The following is a 21,310-nucleotide window of genomic DNA, read 5'->3' as shown; positions in this document are numbered from 1 at the left end:
TCTTTAATGTAATCTTGTCGCCAACATGGCCGATGTTATTCTATTTGCCCTTTTTCCTTTGTAAGCCATTGCCCCTCAACAAACGGTTGTACTGCGACTGATCTTTTAACACATCCACCGCTGCAAGGAAAGCTTCGTTGGCCTCATTGCGTACCCTCAGTTGAAAGTCTCTTCCTGCATAAAGCAAAGTAGCCATATCGGCTTTCATCTCTACCTTAAGGCTCTTTCTGGCTGTCTGATCTGATTTGGCGGGAAGCCCTTTGAAGCGTGCCGATGCCTGGTCCAGGATTTGATCAATCATCACGTCATCAACCTGGAAACGGGCATTGAACGCTGCGAAGTCGGGATATTGCTTCAGCAACTCTGCACGGTGCTGTTGTACATGCACAAACCCTGCTTTCGTAGCAATGCCACTGCTCATGATTGCATTCATCCAACCACTATAGACATTGGTATCTATTGGGACAAAGCGGTCCGGCATAATTCCGCCCCCGCCATACACCGTTTTTTTATTGATCAGCGTACTGAATTTTAAAGAATCGGGAAAGTTCAAATGCCCAGGCTCCTTCAACTCTCCAGAAGCCAGTCTCCGGTTAAAATCTTCAAAATAATCCGCCTTGCCTTTTACGTATGGCTTTTGAATGGAACGCCCCGAAGGAGTATAATAACGTGCTCCCGTCAGTTGAAGCACAGATCCGTCAGTCATCACCACTGGTTTCTGCATCAAACCTTTACCGAAACTTCTTCGTCCGATGACTACAGCCCTGTCCCAATCCTGCAAGGAACCGGTCACGATCTCACTGGATGAAGCTGTAGATTCGTCGATCAGAACCACCAGATCACCAGTCATGAACTGGCCAAAACCACCTGTTGCATAATGATCTTTACCACCGTCATGGCCTACTGAATAAAACACCAGGCTTTCTTTTGGCAGGAATTCATCTGCCACACCGATGGCCGACTGCACGTAACCACCTCCGTTGCCCTGAAGATCCAATATCAGTTTTTTCATGCCTTGTGCTTTCAGGTCTTTCAAGGCTGTATCCATCTCGCGGCGCGTAGACTCACTAAAGATTCCCAATGAGATATAGCCGATTTCCTTGTTTACCATATAGCTGGAGCGGATGGAAAAACTTGCGATCTGCTCACGTGTTACCTTCACAGTCACAGGTTCAGCAGCCCCGGGATGTAGCACCATCAGGCTAACTTCCTTGCCTTTTTCTCCACGTAACATCATCATCACCTGTTGATTTTTTAAATTTTTACCGGTGATCTGCTGATGATCTACTCTCAATATGCAATCGCCCTGACGCAGGCCTGCTCTCATTGCTGGTCCATCAGGATTTACGTCCGTCACGAAGGTGCTGTCATTGACCATTGCAAAAGTAATTCCTATTCCTGCAAAGCTCCCGCTCATGGACTGGTTCATGGCTTCTGCATCTTCGCGACTGATGTAATTGGAATGGGGATCCAGATCGCCAACCATCGCCTTTATGGCCACATCTACCAGTTTTTCATCATGCACGGGGTCTACGTAGTTTTCCTGGATCAGCTTCAGGGCTTCCTGTAGTTTTACCTTGGGATTCATCTGGGCCTCAACTGAAAACGATAGCATCATGGAACCGATAGCCATCAGGGCTATTTTAGAGGTATATTTTATCTTTCTATTTTTCATTTCTCAATATTTCAATGGCCATAGACAATTCATCCATCAGTTGGCTCGGACTGCCAGAGTAACCTTCAGAACTATACCTTACTTCACCGGTTTTAATGATGATCTTGCGCGGGATTCCGGACGAATTGAACAATGGGATCAAACTTTTGAATACTTTATTCTGCTCTCCTTTATCTCCTATTGCATCGTGCAGTAAATTGAAACGGAAGCCTTTGCTCTTCACATAATTGACAGATTTTTCTTTATAATCGCCAAACTGCATGGTACCGATCATGTATACCCCAACCGTAGGGTCTTTAGCGTATTTATCGATCAATAACTGCATACCGGGAAAGGCCATAATGCAAGGTCTACACCATGTGGCCCAGAAATCTATGACTACGATTTTACCTTTCCAATCTTCAGAATTCACCATTTTGCCCTCTGCATTTTCCAATGAAAAAGGGATCAGTGGGTGATGTACCATATTGGCCATTACATGCTCACGCAGGGCTCCAATGGCATCTGAAGACTTCAGCGAAGCCAGATATTGCTCATAACCTTTTGCGATACCATCGTGTTCCGCAAGGTAGACCGCCTTCAATTTGTCGAACATCAGCGGGGTTACAGCATTTTGTTTTACAGCTTGTTCCAGCAGCGGCTTTATCTTTTCCTTTTCTCCCAATTGCTCCAACAAGAAAAGGTGGGTCTCATTCAGATCTGCATTGTCATAACGCTTGTGATCAGGCAGGTATTGGAAATAGTCTGCCCCCTCACGAAATGCCCCTGCCGCTTTACAAAACGATACGTGCGTTGCAATTCGATCTGCAATCTGCTTGTCCATATTCTCGTTCTCCAGGGAATCGTTGCCTCCAAAGTCCTCTTGATAAGAACCATCATTTTTCAGCTTCAATAAGTAAGGCATGATTTTCTGGCTCAAGGGCAGCATCGCTTTCTTGTCCTCTTCTTTTCCCATGAGGTCTATTTTCGTCAGGTTCCAGCGGTAGGCTTCATTTGCGGTTTTGAAATCGAAATCCTGGAATAAGGCAATGAATTTGTCGTAGGCCTTGTTGTCGAAGTAAGCAGTCGCCAGTCCACGGTAAACCGTATAATAGATGTAGGATTGCGTACCGGGCTGCTTTCTCCATTCTGCCACTGGAAAGTCCTGAAGGAAAGTTTCCAGGGCTACTACATACTTCGCAGGGTCTTTTTCCTGTAGTGCTTTCTGAAAGCTGATAAACCTGGCACTCGTGCCTTTTGGAAACCTTGATTTGATCTCCGCTGTCAGTGATTCCGCCCTAAGGTCATCTTTCAGCGTGAACTGATAATAACGCTGTACTTCTGCCAATTGCGCTTCTGAAAGACCTGTGGCCGACAACTGCGTTGCTTTCTTCAAAAGTTGCGCTGCCCGCTCCCCATCCTTTTGAGGACTGGCAAAAAGCCTGAGTTCTGCATTGCCCATCATCAGCATCAATTCACCCAGATAATAACCTGTCGCTGGTTTTTTCTTCATATTCAGCACCGGACTGTAAAAACCACGGCCTTCATTATTGTCTGCAGCTTCAGGACGGCTTTCTTCTCCCTGAAAAAAACGGATCGTAAAGAAATCAGCATCTGCGGGCAACAGCAGCGTACCGGTCCAGAACTCTGACCCTTTAGTAAGTGTTACGGGGCTTGCAACCCATTTGAGATCGCGGAACAGCATGGCCACAGCCTTTACCTCATCACTAAATTCCAGGTCGGTACCTTTCGCATTATAGCTGAGCGAAATGGTTTTCCCCGCTACCGGGGCACTGGGTTTCAAAGAAAGCCTTGAGGCTTCCTGTTGTCCAAAAACGGTGATGGACAACAAGAAGCATAAGGCGAAAAAAAATGGTTTTTTCATCATGATTAAATTATCTAGGGCTTTGTTGTATTTCCGGGTTGAGGTCGAGCAAGCCAGGTGCAACGGGGAAAATGTAGCGGTTGCTTCCCGCTGTAAGTGTGTAACTCTGGTTCTCGAAAGTCCGGGTTACCGGCTTGGTAATGCCGGGATCGAGGCTGTACCTTCTCTGGTCAAACCAGCGAAGTCCAGTTCCCATGAACTCGCGGCGGCGCTCATTGACTACTGCAGGGAGCAGGTCAGTGGCACTGGCAATCACCAGCGGCACATAGGTGGCGGTGGTAAAGCGTTTTTCCCGCAGCTTGTTCAGAAACTCCTGGGTCTTGGCAATGTTACCTGCCCTGGCATATACTTCTGCTCTGTTCAGGATCATTTCCGGGACACTCGGACCGGCATAGATCCCTTCAAAAGTGAAGTTGGGGCGTACAAAAGCACGTCCGGGTACGCCTGACTGTGTACCTGTATACAAAGTGTAGCGCTGATCTCCAGTAGCGAACAGGGCCAGCAGTTCCGGGTTCAGCTCAGAGCGGAAAGTACCTGCGGTATTTTTAAACAGCAATATTTCAGGGTCCTGCAAAGAACGCGGAAAAGCAGCGGTATTCCCTACATAGGTACGCAGATCCAGTAAGGTGGATCGGAGTGCCAGGGATTTATCTGCATATTCTCCCGCCAGATCGTAATTCCGCATGTAGAGATGCGTTCTCGACAACAGTGCATAGGCTGAAGCCTTGTCAGGATGCCCGTTGTTGGTGCCTGCATTCGGTAGCGAGGGAAGGGCCTCTTCCAAATCTTTAATGACCTTATCGTAAATGGTCTTGAGGCTCGCCCTGTTGAGCGGCTGGTAAAGGTCTGGCGTAAGAAGTAAAGGAACCCCGATCTGTGTGCCCGCGCTGGCAGGATTGTAGATCTCCCCATACTGATTGACCAGCATAAGGTAGGCGTAAGCACGTTGTACAAGTGCTTCTGCATATATTTCTTTTTTCAGGGCTTCTGTGCCGTTTTTGCTGGACATCACGCCATAAAGTACCTCATTACTGGTATAGATTTGTTTGTAGAGGTTATTCCAGCCCACGTCCATTTGGCCCTGCACATAATATTGCTCTGCCCATATATAGGCATTTTTGATCTCAGAACCCCAGGTAGCCTGGTGGGATGCAGTAACTGTAGCCATATCGTCATTTACGACAGTAGGCAAAATATAGCCGAGCTTAAACTCATCCCGGTTGTTCATCAAGAACTGATAGTCTGTAGTATTGATTAAAGTTCTAGAACTATATTGCTGTACTTCCACATATTTGCGGCAAGAAGCAGTGAGCATCAGAAGAAAGATACCTCCGAGCCAGAATTTAACTATCGATGTTTTCATTGTTGTCATTTTTGTTCAGCGGTTAGAAGGAAGTATTGATACTGATAAAGAATGCTTTAGCTGGCGGCAGGTTATTGTAGTTGTTTGTAAAAACATAACTTGGATCTACCCCATCTTTATTTTTCGTCCAGATCAAGCCCAGGTTTCTCGCACTAGCACTCAGACTTGCGGATTTAAAAGGTGTACCCTTCAGCAGACTTAGCGGAGCAGTGTAACCTAATGAGATCTGCTGTAAGCGGATATAACTTCCGCTGATCGTCAGCAGGTCTGAATTAATATATCGCTGCAAGCTATTGAAGGATATGTTCTTCAATCCCGGAACATTGGTGAAAGCTTCATCACCTTCCTGTCTCCATCTTTTATCTAAATCCTGTTGTGCGCCGATTACTCCCCTGTAGCCTATGTAATCCGGATAATTCTGAACAGAAGGTCTTCTCAACACATTGCCCATATTATAAGCGATACGAACACCCAGATTAAATTGTTTATAGCGGAAATCATTATTGAAAGCGCCGAAGTAAGGTGCAGTGGTACGGCCCTGATAGACTAAATCATCAGCAGAGAGCATATTGTTACCCACAGTAGAGGCTACGATCTCGCCATTTTTATTGTACACCTGGGATTGTCCTTTATTGTCAAGCCCCGCCCAACGGTAAGCATACATATAGTCCAGGGGAAGACCTATAGCATAAGATCCACCGTTGACCAAACTCGTGGTCGTATTCTTGATAAAGCGATCGTCCGTCACTTCATTGGTGTTGTAAGAGAAATTGAACAAACTGGTCCATCCATAAGACCGGTCTTTGATCACATCCATTTTCACACCCAGTTCGAAACCTTTCGATTTCATGGAAGCGCTATTGAACTCCAAACTCGACCAACCGTAGGTCGGATTGAAAGGTAAACGATACAAGATGTCAGACATGCGCTTCTCATATACGTCTATGTTGAAAGAAAGGCGATTTTTCAGTAATGCAAAATCCGTCCCCAGGTTGAAAGTCCTTACCTTTTCCCAGGAAATCTGGTTGTTAGCAGGCGAGGAAATCGACCCGATCTGCTCATTGGTATTGTTATCTGTGCTCGTGTTTAGCACCACAACATTTCCGATAGAGGTAGGCATTGTTCCAGCTACACCGTAGGTCATTCTGAAAGCAAGGCCGTCTAACCAATTTACATTCGATAAAAAGGCCTCAGACTTAGCATTCCACTTTGCACCTGCCGACCAAAGCGGTTTACCACGTTGATTTCTTGCTGCTCCGGTTAGGGTATAATCATCGAATCTCAAACTACCCGATAGTACATACTTATCGTCAAGTAACGAGAGCCCCACATTCGAATAATAAGAAAGCGCTCTATTGACGTTTTTCCTGAGGTTATCGTTATAGCTGATCGTCGAACTCCAACCCTCAACATTGGTATATCCAATGGTAGGGTTTACGACAAGATTGGAATAAGTATCCGGGTTGAATCCATATCGTACCTGACTGGAAGATTGGAAGCGGGTCTGACGAATTTCAGCACCTCCAATAAAATTAACTTTCAAAAAGTTAGTGACACGCTTGTCCAGGTTCAGTTGCGAACGCAAATTGTATTCCCAGCCACTGTAATTGGACAGACCAAGTGTACCTCCCATTGGAACACCATATACCCTCTTGCCGGCCGTATTGATGGTTGTACCATAGTTCACCATATCACGGACATAGTAACTTTCTACCTTATTGATGTTCTCTGTCGATTCTATGTTGCGCTGTAAAGAGCCCAGGAGGGAGAATGTGATTCCTTCCAGCACCTTTACATTGGCATCCATATTGAACCGCAAGCGATTAGAGCTAGCCTGGTTGTCGAGGGCGTTCAACTCGTCGAGCGGCGAATAAGTCCAGGGCAAATAACCCTTATTCAAAAAATCCTGACTCACTTCATCCCTAAAACGAATTGACCTCGCAATGTTGTTGCCATTTGCATCCTGCAAAAGCTCATAAGGTCTTAGTCCATATACCCCCGTGCCCAAAGTATTGGCACCAGTTGGATTGTTTGAACTGTTGGCATAAGTGTAGTTGATGCCTGTATTTAAGGTCAATCGGTCATTGAAAAGCTTGTTGGACAAGTTTGAAGTTAAAAAAGCGCTCTGCGCCAGGTTTTCACGAAATACCGGAAGATCCCTGGTATAATTACCGGAAATATAGTAGGTACTCTTATTGGCACCACCGGACAATGACAAATTGTATTGCTGAGTGACGGCATTTTGCAGCATCAAATCACGAATCTGCCCCTTATTATCAATTTGAGAAAGGCGCGCCAATTCAGCATCGCGTTGAGCGGTCGTGGCTGTTCCACGGTCTACTTTAAACATCCATTCCAGCGCCTCACCCAAAGGAGCATTACTATTGAAAGTCTGCCAGCTTTGCTTAATTGCCGGATCGGTCAGAAAACCCAGGGCCTTTACTTCCTGTTCCAAATTGATATATTGAGCGGACGACATGACATTGAGTTTATCTAAATCTGCGGGGGAAGACATACTTAAATTAGTACTAAAGTTGATGGTCGGTGGACCGTTCCTGCCCTTTTTAGTTTCGATCACGATTACCCCGTTGCCCGCTCTCGCTCCCCAGATAGAAGCTGCAGCGGCATCTTTCAGAATCGTGATACTTTCAATGTCTTCCGGATTGTATCGGTTTAATATTGCTCCGCCACTCACATTCGAGGTTAGATCAGAAAGATTTCCAGCCCGGTCAGAAGTCTCCATTATAGGAAAGCCGTCGACTACGATCAAGGGGGAAGCGTTGGCCGTACTGAAACTATTGGCCCCACGAATCCTGATGGTATTTTTTCTGAGGTCAACCTGTACACCTGGAGTAATGTTCTCCAAACGTTCCAGAATATTCACGGCAGGCACCTCCTTCAAGTCTTTGGCCGTGACTAAATTGGCAGCCCCGGTGAAACCTGGAGTGGCTAATTTTGTATAACCTAATGATATCACAGATACCTCTTTCAATAGATTCACGTCTTCATCCATACTGACGTTGACCGTATTGCCGCTGCCTAAGGGAATTTTTTTAGGTTGCATACCTACGTAGGTAACCACCAGGGCAGACACCTCCTGCAACAGTCTGAGTGTGTAGGATCCGTCACTGCTGGTAATGCTTCCATAGCGTATGCCCTGACCTTCCGGGATAATGGTAGCGCTGACAAGTGGCATTCCTTTGGCATCAGTAACTTTCCCTGTGATGGTCCTGTAATTTGGCACAGGAATGTTAGACCGTGCTGCATCAGTAAGAACTTCTTCTGTGCGTGTATCGCGGATAATCGTGTAGTAGTTTTCCTGTACGTATAAGAACAGCAATTTATTCGGGTAGAGCACCTGCTTAAGCGCTTTTTCTACAGAAGCGGTTTTGGAAAGTGGCGTGGTCAATGTCGCCTGCATCCCATCTATGAGTTCAGCCTGATAAGCAAATTTTGTCCCATAGGTCTCCTGAATCACTGAAAGCGCCTTCTTGAGACTCATCTTCTGCTGTGCGAAGCCGGAATTTAAAAAACCTACACAGAGCAATAATGCCATGGTGGTGAGTAGTTTTCTTTTCATTTAGTTTGTTTTATGGTTTACGGTTAATTGATTCTGGATGAATTTATTCTTTCATTTTATCTTCGCTTATTGATGATTAATTCCTGATTACGCTGTACAACTTCGATGTCAAATACCTTTTCCATGACGAAAATGATGTCTCTGCCACTGGTTAAGGGAATTGTGCCCGACAAACGCCTGTTGAGCAGATGAGGTGCATTCATGGTAATGCGGTAGCCATAACTGTCTTCCAATACATGCAGCACATCCTGTAAAGTGCCTCCTTCCAGTTCCAGTTCTTTTCGGATCCATGACTGGATGGCTTTGGTTGTCCGCTGCCTGATTTTTACCAATTGACGTCCATCATACCGGTAAACATCACCAGGTTTCATGATTTGTGTAAATGCAGTTCCATCTTTTTTATCGATGCGCAAACTACCCTCTATTAAGGCGATTTCTGTCTCTCCACGTCTATCCTTTACATTGAACTGGGTACCCAGTACAGTGAGCTCAAGGCCGTTTACGTGTACTTTGAAGGAATCTGCCTCTTGAAACCTGTTCCTCACCGCCACATGCTTTACTTTAAAGCTGGCCTCCCCTTCGAGCCACATCTCCCGGGGTTTGTCAGAACGCCAATCGCGATTGTAATAGATCCGGCTATTTGCATTTAAAGTGGCTACCGATTCATCTGGAAAATTCACATTGCGCAGCTCCCCGTACTCAGAACGAAAACTCTGACGGCCCAACTGCATGAATTCTATAACGGCAAAATAAACCAGAAAGACAGCCGCCACACCAGATAGCCATTTTACGCTGCGTTTAAGTGGTATAATATAGGTCGACTGAACCCGATCATGGCGCCTCATCTTTTCGCTGATCTGTTCCCATGACTCGGCCGTTTGGCGATTCGGCTTGTACAGGGGTTGGGTATTCAGCAGCAGGATCCAGGCCTTCGCCTCTTCCAGCGCATTGCTGAGTTCAGGGTGTTGTTGCTCCAGCCCTGACCAGAAGTCGGCCTCACTCTCAAGGGGATGCAAAACATACCTGATGTAATGTTCATCCTTGAAAAAATCCAATGCAGCAAAGCCTATGTAGTCGGCGATTTTCAAATTATTCATGATTTATTAATGTTATATACACACGTCTTTCACATTTTACCCCACGAGATTTTTTTTTCTTGCGGTTTTTTTTAAAATAAAATGAAAGCGTTTATTTACGGGAGAGATCCAGCAAGTAGAGAATGACCAGGTAATCGAATTTTGGGAGGTGTAATTTCAGGGCATCGATGGCTCGATACAGCAATTTGTAAGTAGCTTTAGTAGACAATTGCATAATATCTGCAATCTCGTCGAATTCCAATTCCTCAAAATAGCGGAGGTGAATGACCTCACCTTGTCTTGGCGTCATTTTTTCCAGCGCCAGGGACAGGTTTTGCTGAATGCGTTTTGTACGCTCGGAACTGATCATCCTGTGATCGTGGCCGAGTTCTATGTCAAACTGTATTTTGTCTTCGGCGGCCGGGAAGGCCATGATTTTAGGTGCATAATCCAGTTTACGGATTAGTCTCCGGCGGAAGGCTTTATAAATATAATTTTTAACTGAAGCCGTTTCCTTTATTGCAGAGCGGTCTGCCCATAATTTGACAAAGAGATCCTGGATCACATCTTCAATGATGTGGTCATCAGGCGTAAACTTGTGTCCGTAATTAAACAGCAGGTGGTAATAGGTATTGAATATAAACTTTAGAGCCCCCTCATCGCCATACCTAAATTCATCCCATGCCTCTTGCTCAGTGGTCATATCATCATAGCTAATTACAACAGATTCAGGGAAGAATGTCCAAATATAAAAAAAATTGGAACTAAGCAAAATAATAAGCTGCCTCAACGATTCGATGAGACAGCTTATTTTGAGTCAGTTATGCGCAGGCGCTATTGCTTAACCAAAGTTTTAATCGCTTTACCATCAGGTGCATTAAACCGGACTCCCAGTAATGCGGCAGCGGTCGGGGCGATGTCTTCCAGATTAACTCCTTCGACCAGTTGCCCTTTTTCTATGCCAGGACCAATAGCGATGAAGCCCGTTTGGATTTCAGGAATATCCGGAAAATAACCGTGCGCACCACCTTTGGTAGGTCCAAGCAAAGGACCCGAATCTTTGTCCTGGATATACACGCCTTTTACAGGAGCCAAAGCAAAACTCGCATGTGGATCAGCGCCAATTTTATCCAATTCTGCACGCTCCACGATCCGGAACAGCGATTTGTACATTTCAGGAAGTTCAGCCAGTTTTTTACGAACTTTAGCTAAAAGTTTCCCGTCTTTTTGATCCTTTAAGTGGAAAAATGCTGCACCACCCGCAGCCTGGAACTTCGCTATGGGCTCTTCAGTGCCGACTTTGCTGTCAATTCCCATTTCTTTCAGCCAGACATTTGGTGCAAGCACCTTATTGATGTCCACGAAACCATGGTCGCCAGTCACGATCACAGTAGTACTGTCCTTTATTCCTGCTTTAATCAGGGCATCTATGATGTTTGCGACAGCATGATCGGCAGAAGCAACAGCTTTAGAAACACCTTCTCCCGAACGACCTTCCTTATGTTCAGCACCATCCACACCTGCGATGTGGATGCTCAGGAATTCGGGCTTGTATTTGCGGATGATGTAAGCAGCAGCACGGCTATTGTTCTCATCCATAGTCAGGTATTGCAGGTTGAGGTCGTTGATTTCAGCCTTACCGATTGCATACTCTTCGATTTCAGAGAAGAAACCCTTTGGCGTTGCAAACTCCCTGATGGCCGATCTGCGGTCCGACATGTTTGTTTTCGACCAGATTTCAGGCAGGTTGTAATCGATCTCAGCACCTACCGAGATGGGCCAGGAAATCGAAGCCGATTTCATACCCGCTTTTCTAATTGCCTGCCAAAGCGTTTCCGATTTGATCTTGCGGCTATCTGTAGTCCATTCATATACATGCTCTTCATTTGGCATTGTATTGTAGGTGATCCCGTGGCGTGCAGGAAGTGCACCCGTGATGAGCGTCGTATGCGAAGGGTAAGTCACGCTTGGAAAAATACACCTGACACCTTTTGCATGTGCGCCCTCCTTCATCATGGCCTGCAGGGTTGGTGCAGGCCAGGCTTTGTCAAGGTAAAAATCAGGCCGAAATCCATCAATACTGATCAGGATCACGTGTTTGGAACTTTGGGAAAACAGCGGTAAGGCCAGTCCCATCAGGCCTGCGAACAGCAGTGCCTTTATTTTTTGTATCATCATTATAATTCTTTAGGGTTTTCGATTCTGTACGTACTTTTTTGTGTGTGGACCCGACCATAGCGGTCTTTTGCCCTGACCTCCACTTCATGTGTACCGATTGGAAGATCCGTTGCGATCGCAGTTCTCCACAAATGAGGACTGTCCGTCGCATTTGTAGGCCTTCTTCCAGCCAAAAGTTCTTCAGAAGTATCCCAGGGATGCAGTTCGGCGAGGTAAGCAGGATCTGCGGCACTCACCGGAGTCATTTTAGTCCATTTGCCATTGTCGATGCGGCATTCCAATAAGTCCTTTTGGTGGCCCATAAAGAAGTTCGCATAAATACCAGCCCTGGTACTTTTGCCCTGTCCCACGACCTTAGGGTGGAATACTTCGATCTGGTAAGATTTGTCTTTACCTGCTACTTTATAATCGATGGTATACTGATTGCCTTTGATGTTGAGGAAAGCATAACCTTTTGGTGTACCATCACGCATTGTCGCCGCAGGAACACCCTGCTCGTTCAGCTGACCAGAGTACCAATCGCCGGAAGTGGTACCCGCATTGTACTCATGGTGTGGTTTTTCCTGAAGCCAGCCCGCTTCCTTTCCATAGAAAATCTGTGACTGTGTGTGCATGTGCGCCGAGAGCGACAAAGTATTTGGAAAATCCTTCAGGAGATCAAATAAGCGCTGGCGGTCTTCCGGACGAAATACATCACCATTATTATGTTCCAGCGGAATATGGAATGCCAATACAATCAGCTGATCCTTATCTACAAACTTCAGGTCATTTTCCACAAAATCCAGTTGCTCCTTACGGAAGCCACCCAGATAGCCCTTTCCTGTGCGCGGATTGGGGTATAAAACATCATCCAGAACGATATAATGTGTGTTTCCGTAGTTAAAAGCATAGTTTGCCGGGCCGAAATTTGCCTCATAGGTTTCATCCGATAAGGAGTCCGCCTTCACGTCGAAGTTCATGTCGTGGTTGCCGATCAGGTTGTACCAGGGCAGGCCAACCTTTTTCACTGCTTTGATATAGGGTTGGTGCAGGTTGAGGTCGTTGCCCACCAGATCACCCAGGCTCAAACCAAATGCAACACCTTTAATTCCAGCCACTTCAGCGACCACACCTTTCTCAAAGAACTCCATTTCCCGGGCGGTATACGCCTGGGGATCGCCGAAAAGCAGCGCTGTATAATCATCACTTTCCTGTTGTGGCAGCAAAGCAAAATCAACCGATTTTGGAAGTGGTCCGGTTGGCGCTACCCCTTTGAATTCCAATGTAGCAGGAGAACCCTGAGGTTTGTGCAGGTAATAGAATTTAGGCAGGTTATCTGCGTTTAGCGGAACTTTATAGCCTCTCGGTTTGATGACAAAGATGCCGTTGTCCTGTCCAACCGGCAACTCATAGTAACCCTTTTCATTGGTAAGCGTTACCTGAACACCATTACTTACCGCCACTTTGGCAATTCCAGTTTCCTTAGCTTCCCGTTTCCCATTGTTATTAACATCGCTGTAAACGAAGCCTTTAACCTTATCCTGAGCAAATAGCCCCGTACTGAACAGGGAGGCTATTGCAATTAATTTTAAACTTTTCATGATGGGCATATTTAATTGATGAAAGGCATGATCCCGGCAGCCGTCTTGTTCTGTACCAACACTTTGTTCATGTCGTGTTTCATGGTCACTACACCCGTCGCAGTGTTGATTTCAAAATCATCCATTTCGCGGTTTTTAGGAATAAAAGCAGGCATGATTGCTTGCGTGTGTTCAGGTTTAACATTACTATTTCCCAGCTGTTCGCGCTCGGAAACCGGGAAGCGGATTCCAAGATCCGTCATGCGGCGGCCCTCCGACATGAAGATTTCCTGTCTTAGCAGGTAAACTAAATATAATAATGCATCCTGCGTGCTTGCCGCATCGATCTCTGCAGCGGTCACTTTAGTACCAGAAACCTGGTAGGCCGTGATGTTGCCCGTTTGTCTATTGAGGATATAACCATCTTTTTCAGCAGAGGCTGCATCAAATTTCACTTTCATTGCGGTTACAGGATAGACTTTATTGCCCCCGTTACGTGTTTCCGCCTTATCGCTGAGACTGGTAGTCGCCCTTTTGGAAACGCAGTCCGTCAACATGGCTTTCAGGGTCGTCCTTGCTCCGCTCAGGTCATTTGAAGACACCATTGCTTCAGCAATGATCAGGTAAGCCTCTTCCGCTTTGGCGATGGCGATGGGTTTTTGATCCAGGGCCGCTGTAGCGTTGGTATTGAAATATTTAGGATCCAGGAAATCGAGTCTTGGAAGTGGGGCGAAGGCATTGTTGCCACTGGTGACAAAAATATTGCCCTGGAAAGTATTGGAAGGACCGTTAGCCGTTCCGTACATGACTTGTCTGAGCAAAAGCGGATTCTGGATAGCGGTAGTCGCTTCAGTACGGGCCTGAGCGGCGTTACCTAAACCATAGTAGGCACGTGCCCTCATTAGTGCACAAACCAGTTTATCGTCGGCGGAGCTGAAAAGTGGTTGAGCCTCGTTCAGCAACGCTATAGCTGCATCGCGATGAGCCTGAGGGGATAGCACCTCTCCCAGGGGCTTGCTTGGGGCAGCGATAAAAAGATCAGCAAATAGCAGGTGCGCATATGCTTTATACATCAATAATTCCGCTTTCTGAAGATTCGTTGATGCAGCATCTGCAGGAAGTACCTTTGTGAGTCCATAATCCGTCATTTCCATCAGGCGATGAATACCTGCTTGCAGATTCGCGACATCCTGATCAAAGAAATTGATCTGAGGGATATCGAATACTTTACTACTGGCTGTATAATTATTGAAATAATTGTCGGAAACCAGTTCAATAAACTCTGTATTAGAAGCCACCATTACACTCATTTGACGGCGCATACCGTCTGTCCATTCCACTGCCGAATTAGGGGCACCAAGGAAACGATCTTCGATCAGGTTAGGATTTTCCACCTCAAACAGTTCGCAACTGCCCAGCATTAAGACCATCGCCAGTGCAGGATAAATTATATATTTTTTCATCATTATAAACATTAGAAATTAACTTTAACAGAACCTAAAAATTGGCGCGGTGCGGAATAAGTAGCATAAGAAACCCCACCGGTTGTTGCCCTGCCCTGTCCCTGTGCACTACCACTGGTGGTATTCTCCGGATCGAAGGCAGAAGATGCGAAGTTCAATGGATTAGTGACGCTGAAACCGAGGGTCAAGTTTTTGATCGTTTTACCCAGTTTAGGACCGCGGAAAAGGTAGCTTGCACCAATTGTCCTTACTTTGATGAAATCTGTTTTCTCCACGAACATATTGGTAAAGTTGAGCCAGTTGGTTCTGCCATTTTTATCGATTTCGCCCTGAGGAATCCCTTCGTTACCTGCGCCGTAGTTGAACCTGAACTGCTTATCCCAGTTACTCGCATATGCACCGGACTGATAATCTGCATTGGCGAAGAAATTGAAATCTTTAAACTGGAGGTTGAGGCCCATGCTACCGTAAAGGTCTGGAATGGTGCTTCCAAGGTACTGCAGTGGTGTTGTTGAATTCATCACTCCGTCAGCACCAAAGGTACCAGAACCAGCACGGATGAATCCAACAGGAAATCCTTCCTGAACTACCGTCTGAATGGTACGCTCACTGAATCCGTTTAGATTGAAAGGCGCGCTGCCCATCGAACTCAGCACCCTGTTGTATGAAGTGTTTGCAGACAAGTTAACAGATAGCGAAAGGTCCTGAGTTTTCAGGGGAGTAGCATTTAAACTAAATTCCAGACCGCGGTTTAAGATCTTACCTACGTTTCTTATTGTTGGAACTTCACCTGTAGAAGGTGTGGCAGGTACCTGGAAAAGTGCATCATTGGTGATGCTGTGGTAGAAGCCCGCTGTGATTACGATGCGGTCCTGCAACAAGCCCAGATCCATTCCGGCTTCTAAAGTAGCTGTTTTTTCGGGTCTCAGGTCAACTTCCGGATTACCAAAAGAAGCGCCCAGTGTACCCAGGTAACTTGAAAAGGAAATCGTCCGCTGGTTCATAAACGGAGGAGGGAAATTACCTGCCAAACCATAGCTGCCCCTAAGTTTCGCTGAAGAAACGAATGGAAGTGCATCTTTAAAACCAGGTTCCGCTGTCGGGATGTAAGCAAAACCAACTTTAGGGTAGTACTGCACGCCAACTTCCTTACCGAAGGCTGTGTTTCCGTCGCCCCTCAAACCAAAATCAATAAAGAACTTGTTCCTGTAACCCAAATTCTCCTGGATATAGAGTCCGTAATTGACAACTTCAGTAAATATTTCATTGGAAGTAGACACACCTACCGACCGGATGTCGCGCATACCGTCTCTTACGTTAGTGCCATTATAGGCGACCTGACGGTCCTCATTGCGAAAAAGCTGTCCTCCAAAAGTTGTCACAAAGGAGAAATCACCCAGTTCAGCTTTATGCTGACCGTTCAACTCCATTGTTAAGCCCCAGTATTTTCTATCCGCATTATTGATACTTCCACCAGCCGTGCTCGGGTTGCCAGTGGTGTGCGTAATGTATTGATTGGTGGTGATTACCTTGTTCCTAGTTGTGCGGTAATCGATCCCTCCTACAGCCTTGATCACGAGGCTTTCCATAGGACGGTAGTTGAAAGTCTGGGAAGTCTGGAAGCGATTGACTACGATCTCATTGTCCTGGAGGCGTTCCGCTTCTCTCACATAATCTTTTAATTTCTGAAAATCTTCATCATTGAGGTCGTCGATCAGGGGATTTTTGACCGGTCCGCTAATTTTCGAAGCTCCACTTTCCAAAAACCAAAGACCAGTGTAACCACCCTGGTTGCCATTCCTGCTTCTTTTGAAACTGTTGTTGACGAAAGTGAAACTGCTCTCGTAAGTAACCTTGTCGCCAATATTAGCTCTGAAACCCGAACGCATGTCGATCCTTCTGTTTGCATTTTGATCCATGATCTGCACGCCCGAGCTATTTAAGTAGCCGCCAGTGAAGCTATATCCCAATCCGCCTTTGCTTCCGTTGATGCCCAGGTTATATTTTTGAAAAGTTCCTGTTTCGAACAACATGTCCTTCGTTCTTTTGAAATGCAGGAAATCATTTGTAGAAACTTCAGGGCCTGCTTCAGCATTTACAGTGATGGCCGTACGTTCAGAACCACCCTTTTTAGTGATGATCTGGATGACGCCATTCGCTGCATCAGAACCATATAAGGTTGTAGCGGCACCCCCATTGATGTATTCGATTTTCTCGATGTTATCCATAGGGATATCAGCCAAAGCACTTACACCTGCGCCGGAAGCAGAACCACCGCCTAATGCAGAAGGTGTATTCAGATTGTCCATCCGCACGCCGTCTACGTAAACCACCGGAGTAGAGTTCATGAATGCAGAAACCACGCCACGGGCACGGATAATGGACGTTGCACCCGCCTGTCCGCCGGTCAGTCTGATCTGTGCGTTCGGCAATTTAGCCTGTAACAACTGGTCAATCCTGCTACCAGGAGTTTTTTCGATATCCGCACCACTAATGCTCACTACATTCGTAGAAAGACGTCGTTTACTTACATCGATACCCTGGCCGGTTACCACCACCTCGTCCAGTCCCAGACGATCCTCTTCCAGTTGCACATTTTGTGTGATGCTTGTGGCAGAGCGCATCATGTTGAATTCCTGGGCTTTATATCCGATATAAGATACCACCAAGGTAAAGTTTGCGCGTTCTTCCTTAACAGAAAGGTTGTAAGTACCGTCGATATCAGTTTGAGTACCGATGACTGTACCCTTCACCTTGATACTCACGCCGGGAATGGTCTGACCTGTTCTTTTGTCCTTTACCACACCTGAGACTACAGTAGGGACAATGAATCTTTTCGGATTGATGATGATGTATTTATCGCTGATCTGTTTGATCTCGATGCTGGCTGGGGCCATCACTTCATTCAAAATCGCGGCGATAGATTTCGCTTTAGCATCAATGGTTATCTTTTTACTCTGCAGGGCTTCCATAGTTTTGTAACCGATGACAAAATGGCTTTGCTTTTCGATCAGGCCAATCAGCTCCTTTAGGGGCATATCTTTGGCAAACAAATTGATCTTTACCTCGTGCATCGACTGGCCGGAGATCGGGCCAGCGTAAATGAGGAGGTTGGAGAAAAAGAGAAGGGCTATTGTTAACTTCATTTTTAGGTTAAAAAGTGACCATAGCGGGTATTTGCAACCCGGGTAAAATTTTTGCATATTTGTTTTGTTTTTAATGTTTTACGAATTCATTGGAAATACCGGAGCACTGCTACAGCGCTCCGTCTAAAACCGGGAATGTTAGCGCATATCCGGTTTTTTATTTTTCTATCTTTTACATGACATTTTATTTAATGGTGATCTTGTTGTTGGTATATCGGAATTCCCTTTTGGTCAGCTGAGTTAATATTTCAAGCACCGCTTTCATCGATTCGCGATTGAAACGAATGGTGTAGCGGTCAGTTTCTTTCGCCCTGCTAAGGTCCTTCACCTCCAGGTGATAGAAACCCTGCAACAGTTCAGCGATATCCTGTAAGGAAGCATTATCGATGTACAATTTATTGTCGCGCCATGAGGTGATCAGGGAGGCGTCTTCCGTATTCAATTCGACCCTGCCTGTTTTCCTGAAAAAACTGATCGTTTGGTTGGAGCTCATGCTTTCAGCCAGTATGGTATCGGTTTTCGCTCTCGTCTCCGAGACCTGCACACGCCCTGTCAGCACAGAAACCTTGATTCGTTCCCTTTCCGGATAAGCGCTGATGTTGAAGGAAGTGCCTAATACCCGGGTTTTGAGTTGACCCGAACGGATGATGAAAGGCCGCCCTGCATCTTTGGCCACTTTAAAGAAAGCCTCCCCCTTCAGTTGCACCTGTCGCTGTTTTTCTCCAAAATCGCTGCTGACGACCAATTCAGACCCCGTATTGAGGATCACTTCCGTACCGTCCGATAATTTCAATTGTTTACGCTCTGTTTTTGCGGAGCTGATGAGCAGGTCCTTACCTTGCACGGTGTTTTTAGCATTGAAAAACCATACTGAAGTAAAAGCCAGCAGCAGGATTGCAGCGGCGGCAGACCAGAACCTTAAACGATGTCCCCTCCTTTCCCTAACCAGGGGTTCATTTGTTTCCCCGACGAAAAGCTGTGCGGTCGAAGCCTCAAAATCAAGTACATCGTACCAGCGGTCGACGGCTTCCATTTCAGCCGGTGTCGCCTGATTGTTTACATATCTTTTCAGGATTTCTTTGAGTTCCTGTTCTCTTTTCTTGTCTGACATCACTACAATACCTATCACAGCAAAAGCCTTCAGGTACTTTAAGTGAATGTTATCAAAAGATCAATTCATACTGATTTAATAAGGTAACAGCAGCGATGATGAGGATGATGGTTGGATCAGAATTGTACTGACCTATCCGGAAACGGATGCGTTGGATTACAGCAGAGATGTTATTTTTCACCGTCTGTTCAGAGATCGAAAGATAAGCAGCGATTTCTTTAATAGACATATGTTGCTCACGGCTGAGGCGGTAAGGAACCACGAGGCGCTCGGGCAGTTCACTAAGTTCCGCATCTACGACGCTATGGAGTTCTTTCAGCAGGATTTTTTCATCAGATTTTGTCGCAGTCGGATAAGCGAGCATTTGCTCCAGCACCTCCATGCCTGCGATGGTGATTCCGGGTCTGCTGAAATAATTGATGGCTGCATACCTGGCAGCTTTAAAAAGGTAGGATGAAAGTCGGCCCTGCTCATCGCAGTGAATACTGTTGCGGTTTTTCCAGAAGCTGAGGAAAATTTCCTGAACCATATCCTGTGCATCTTCCCCATTTTTAATTTTGAGACGCAGGTGCTTGAACAAATCCTGCCAGTACCGCTGCGTGATTTCAGCAAAAGCTTTATGATCATCTAACTTGAGAAGCGTTAATAAATCCCTATCAGATAATTGTTTCATCATAATCTGTGACAAAAGTATCTTCAGATTATGAACTTCATATTAAGCCGGCGTTATAAACAACGTTACGGGTTTAAAAAAAATCAGGGAAAATCAATCCTGATTTTCCCTGATTAACCAAATATAAATTAAAACGAGCTTCGTGCTTCACAGCAGGAATAAAAGATCGGGTTGCAATGAGTAAACAACCCGCTGGGACAAAAGTAATAAATACTACTAAATTAGTAGTATTTATTTTAAAAAATATTTTCCGCACTAATCATCGGGGGAATTTTGGCTTTGTGCATGTATTTTGCATAATTTTGATCAAGCCCAATCAGGTATGGACAGGAAGAAAAAGAAATTAGCCGCCAGTAAAACAGCAGCACTTTTAGAGCAGCAGCGTAAGGCCATGAAGGAACGCTTCATCAGCCGGACGAAAGCCATCATTGAAATGATCGGTGGAAGTACCCTACTGGAAAAATTCCCGGAGATCTATATTCAGAAATTATACGAGTGCCGTTACCCCAGTTTAAAGGCCAAAGCAGCACCTGGTTCAGAGATTTCAAAGACCAGGGCTGTTCAATTCCATAAGCTGTTGCAACAGCTCATGGAAGGGATTGAAATTCCCCTTACCGGAACAGCTCAGATTCCCTTAGCCTGGTACCTTTCTGAAGCGCAAACCCTAATAGATGGCATCAGCACGCTGGATGCGGCAGGTGACCCCAGATTGCTGGAGATCAAGGCGGCATTTGCCCCCTATCATCCTGAAAGCGAGCTCCATCACAATATCCAGGAACTGCTGCATGAGCTGGTTACGGAGACCTGTCGCTTTCTGAGTGATTACAACGACCGCATCTATAGGGCTGATATCTCCATGACACCGTATTTCGCCGCTTTCAATCCCCAAAATGACATTCTGATCCATGCTTTCAAGCCCCCGATAGAAAGGGTTGAGACGGCAAAAGGACCTAGAGATGCGATCAGGCTGGGTTGGGCCAACCCTGATTTTAAATGGGAAAATTTTAAAGTAAAAGCCTCTGCCCTGGGTTTTAAAGTGCAGGGCCTGGACATCCCCCTGGACCTGTATATTACGAAGCATGCGCTGCAGCGGTTAAATGAAAGGATCAATGTTACACCCGGAATTATGCATGAGATCCTGCTGCTGACTTTCCTTCAGGAGCGCATCCCCCACCACTGGAATGGTTATGAAAGTCAGGTTGACTACCTGGTCGCAGATGAGAAAGTGGGTTATTTCACAGTTAAGTTATATGAAAACAAACTCATCCTGCATACATTCCTCTTCCTGACCAACAACGATACACCCGAGGGTGAAAAGCTGAACCGCATGCTGGAGGTAGAAATGGTGGATAAAAAATACCTGTCCATCGACAAGCTTCCGGACTTCAATTCCTATCACATTGATCAAAATGAAAAACTGAGCAAGCTGTTTAAGGATGCAGGATGCGGATCCTTGTTGAAACTGGGGCATATCCAGGCTTTCACCCTTAATGAAGTTAAGGATAAAGACCCTGAGTCCATTCTTAAATATTTGGCAGACGCTCCGTATTTTAGAAAACAAATGACTTCTGCTCCACACGATATTCAAGCAGATTAAATAAATTGGGCTTCAAATTGAAATC

The 21,310-nt window shown here is 45.8% G+C and carries 13 protein-coding genes; 1 reads left to right on the top strand and 12 read right to left on the bottom strand.

The features are described from left to right. Positions 1-40 precede the first annotated feature (40 nt). The 12 genes from WAE59_RS03085 to WAE59_RS03030 form a co-directional block, all read right to left on the bottom strand. On the bottom strand, positions 41-1,675 hold the full coding sequence (locus WAE59_RS03085) for a S41 family peptidase (RefSeq protein ID WP_337854465.1): 1,635 nt from the start codon (positions 1,673-1,675) through the stop codon (positions 41-43). Next, the gene (locus tag WAE59_RS03080; RefSeq protein WP_337854464.1) at positions 1,665-3,542 is read right to left on the bottom strand and encodes a TlpA family protein disulfide reductase; all 1,878 of its coding nucleotides are present in this window, start codon (positions 3,540-3,542) and stop codon (positions 1,665-1,667) included. Before WAE59_RS03080 ends, WAE59_RS03085 begins: the two co-directional genes overlap by 11 nt. A gap of 7 nt (positions 3,543-3,549) precedes the next feature. Next, entirely contained in the window at positions 3,550-4,902 is a 1,353-nt protein-coding gene (locus tag WAE59_RS03075) for a RagB/SusD family nutrient uptake outer membrane protein (RefSeq protein WP_337854463.1), read from the bottom strand. Positions 4,903-4,924: 22 nt separating this feature from the next. Continuing rightward, complete coding sequence (locus tag WAE59_RS03070; protein ID WP_337854462.1) at positions 4,925-8,482, bottom strand: SusC/RagA family TonB-linked outer membrane protein; 3,558 nt, start codon at positions 8,480-8,482, stop codon at positions 4,925-4,927. Positions 8,483-8,538: 56 nt separating this feature from the next. Continuing rightward, entirely contained in the window at positions 8,539-9,579 is a 1,041-nt protein-coding gene (locus WAE59_RS03065) for a FecR family protein (protein WP_337854461.1), read from the bottom strand. 91 nt (positions 9,580-9,670) lie between these two features. Beyond that, on the bottom strand, positions 9,671-10,261 hold the full coding sequence (locus tag WAE59_RS03060) for an RNA polymerase sigma factor (RefSeq protein WP_337854460.1): 591 nt from the start codon (positions 10,259-10,261) through the stop codon (positions 9,671-9,673). A 131-nt stretch (positions 10,262-10,392) separates the two neighbouring features. Next, the gene (locus tag WAE59_RS03055; protein WP_337854459.1) at positions 10,393-11,736 is read right to left on the bottom strand and encodes an alkaline phosphatase family protein; all 1,344 of its coding nucleotides are present in this window, start codon (positions 11,734-11,736) and stop codon (positions 10,393-10,395) included. Then, complete coding sequence (locus WAE59_RS03050) at positions 11,736-13,316, bottom strand: calcineurin-like phosphoesterase family protein (RefSeq protein WP_337854458.1); 1,581 nt, start codon at positions 13,314-13,316, stop codon at positions 11,736-11,738. Before WAE59_RS03050 ends, WAE59_RS03055 begins: the two co-directional genes overlap by 1 nt. Before the next feature lie 11 nt (positions 13,317-13,327). Continuing rightward, positions 13,328-14,761 carry a hypothetical protein gene (locus WAE59_RS03045; protein ID WP_337854457.1) on the bottom strand — a complete coding sequence of 478 codons (1,434 nt, stop codon included), beginning with the start codon at positions 14,759-14,761 and terminating at the stop codon, positions 13,328-13,330. An 8-nt stretch (positions 14,762-14,769) separates the two neighbouring features. After that, positions 14,770-17,904: a TonB-dependent receptor domain-containing protein gene (locus WAE59_RS03040; protein ID WP_337854456.1), complete on the bottom strand. Its 3,135-nt coding sequence runs from the start codon at positions 17,902-17,904 to the stop codon at positions 14,770-14,772. 184 nt (positions 17,905-18,088) lie between these two features. Beyond that, positions 18,089-19,015 carry a FecR family protein gene (locus WAE59_RS03035; protein ID WP_337854455.1) on the bottom strand — a complete coding sequence of 309 codons (927 nt, stop codon included), beginning with the start codon at positions 19,013-19,015 and terminating at the stop codon, positions 18,089-18,091. A gap of 52 nt (positions 19,016-19,067) precedes the next feature. After that, the gene (locus WAE59_RS03030; protein WP_337854454.1) at positions 19,068-19,691 is read right to left on the bottom strand and encodes an RNA polymerase sigma factor; all 624 of its coding nucleotides are present in this window, start codon (positions 19,689-19,691) and stop codon (positions 19,068-19,070) included. A gap of 319 nt (positions 19,692-20,010) precedes the next feature. On the opposite strand from WAE59_RS03030, the gene WAE59_RS03025 reads away from it, so the two are divergent. Next, positions 20,011-21,285, top strand: coding sequence for a hypothetical protein (locus WAE59_RS03025; RefSeq protein WP_337854453.1), 1,275 nt, complete (start codon positions 20,011-20,013; stop codon positions 21,283-21,285). The last annotated feature ends 25 nt before the right edge of the window (positions 21,286-21,310 follow it).

The organism is Pedobacter sp. GR22-6 (assembly GCF_037402555.1).
In the GTDB taxonomy this organism is placed as follows: Bacteria; Bacteroidota; Bacteroidia; order Sphingobacteriales; family Sphingobacteriaceae; genus Pedobacter.
Note: the sequence above shows the minus strand (reverse complement) of the source record. Positions and strands in the feature narration are given on the sequence as shown.

What these genes read in the sequence shown, in the direction of transcription:
- WAE59_RS03085 (WP_337854465.1), bottom strand. Translation starts at nt 1,675, where the DNA reads ATGAAAAATAGAAAGATAAAATATACCTCTAAAATAGCCCTGATGGCT.
- WAE59_RS03080 (WP_337854464.1), bottom strand. Translation starts at nt 3,542, where the DNA reads ATGATGAAAAAACCATTTTTTTTCGCCTTATGCTTCTTGTTGTCCATC.
- WAE59_RS03075 (WP_337854463.1), bottom strand. Translation starts at nt 4,902, where the DNA reads ATGAAAACATCGATAGTTAAATTCTGGCTCGGAGGTATCTTTCTTCTG.
- WAE59_RS03070 (WP_337854462.1), bottom strand. Translation starts at nt 8,482, where the DNA reads ATGAAAAGAAAACTACTCACCACCATGGCATTATTGCTCTGTGTAGGT.
- WAE59_RS03065 (WP_337854461.1), bottom strand. Translation starts at nt 9,579, where the DNA reads ATGAATAATTTGAAAATCGCCGACTACATAGGCTTTGCTGCATTGGAT.
- WAE59_RS03060 (WP_337854460.1), bottom strand. Translation starts at nt 10,261, where the DNA reads ATGACCACTGAGCAAGAGGCATGGGATGAATTTAGGTATGGCGATGAG.
- WAE59_RS03055 (WP_337854459.1), bottom strand. Translation starts at nt 11,736, where the DNA reads ATGATGATACAAAAAATAAAGGCACTGCTGTTCGCAGGCCTGATGGGA.
- WAE59_RS03050 (WP_337854458.1), bottom strand. Translation starts at nt 13,316, where the DNA reads ATGAAAAGTTTAAAATTAATTGCAATAGCCTCCCTGTTCAGTACGGGG.
- WAE59_RS03045 (WP_337854457.1), bottom strand. Translation starts at nt 14,761, where the DNA reads ATGATGAAAAAATATATAATTTATCCTGCACTGGCGATGGTCTTAATG.
- WAE59_RS03040 (WP_337854456.1), bottom strand. Translation starts at nt 17,904, where the DNA reads ATGAAGTTAACAATAGCCCTTCTCTTTTTCTCCAACCTCCTCATTTAC.
- WAE59_RS03035 (WP_337854455.1), bottom strand. Translation starts at nt 19,015, where the DNA reads ATGTCAGACAAGAAAAGAGAACAGGAACTCAAAGAAATCCTGAAAAGA.
- WAE59_RS03030 (WP_337854454.1), bottom strand. Translation starts at nt 19,691, where the DNA reads ATGATGAAACAATTATCTGATAGGGATTTATTAACGCTTCTCAAGTTA.
- WAE59_RS03025 (WP_337854453.1), top strand. Translation starts at nt 20,011, where the DNA reads ATGGACAGGAAGAAAAAGAAATTAGCCGCCAGTAAAACAGCAGCACTT.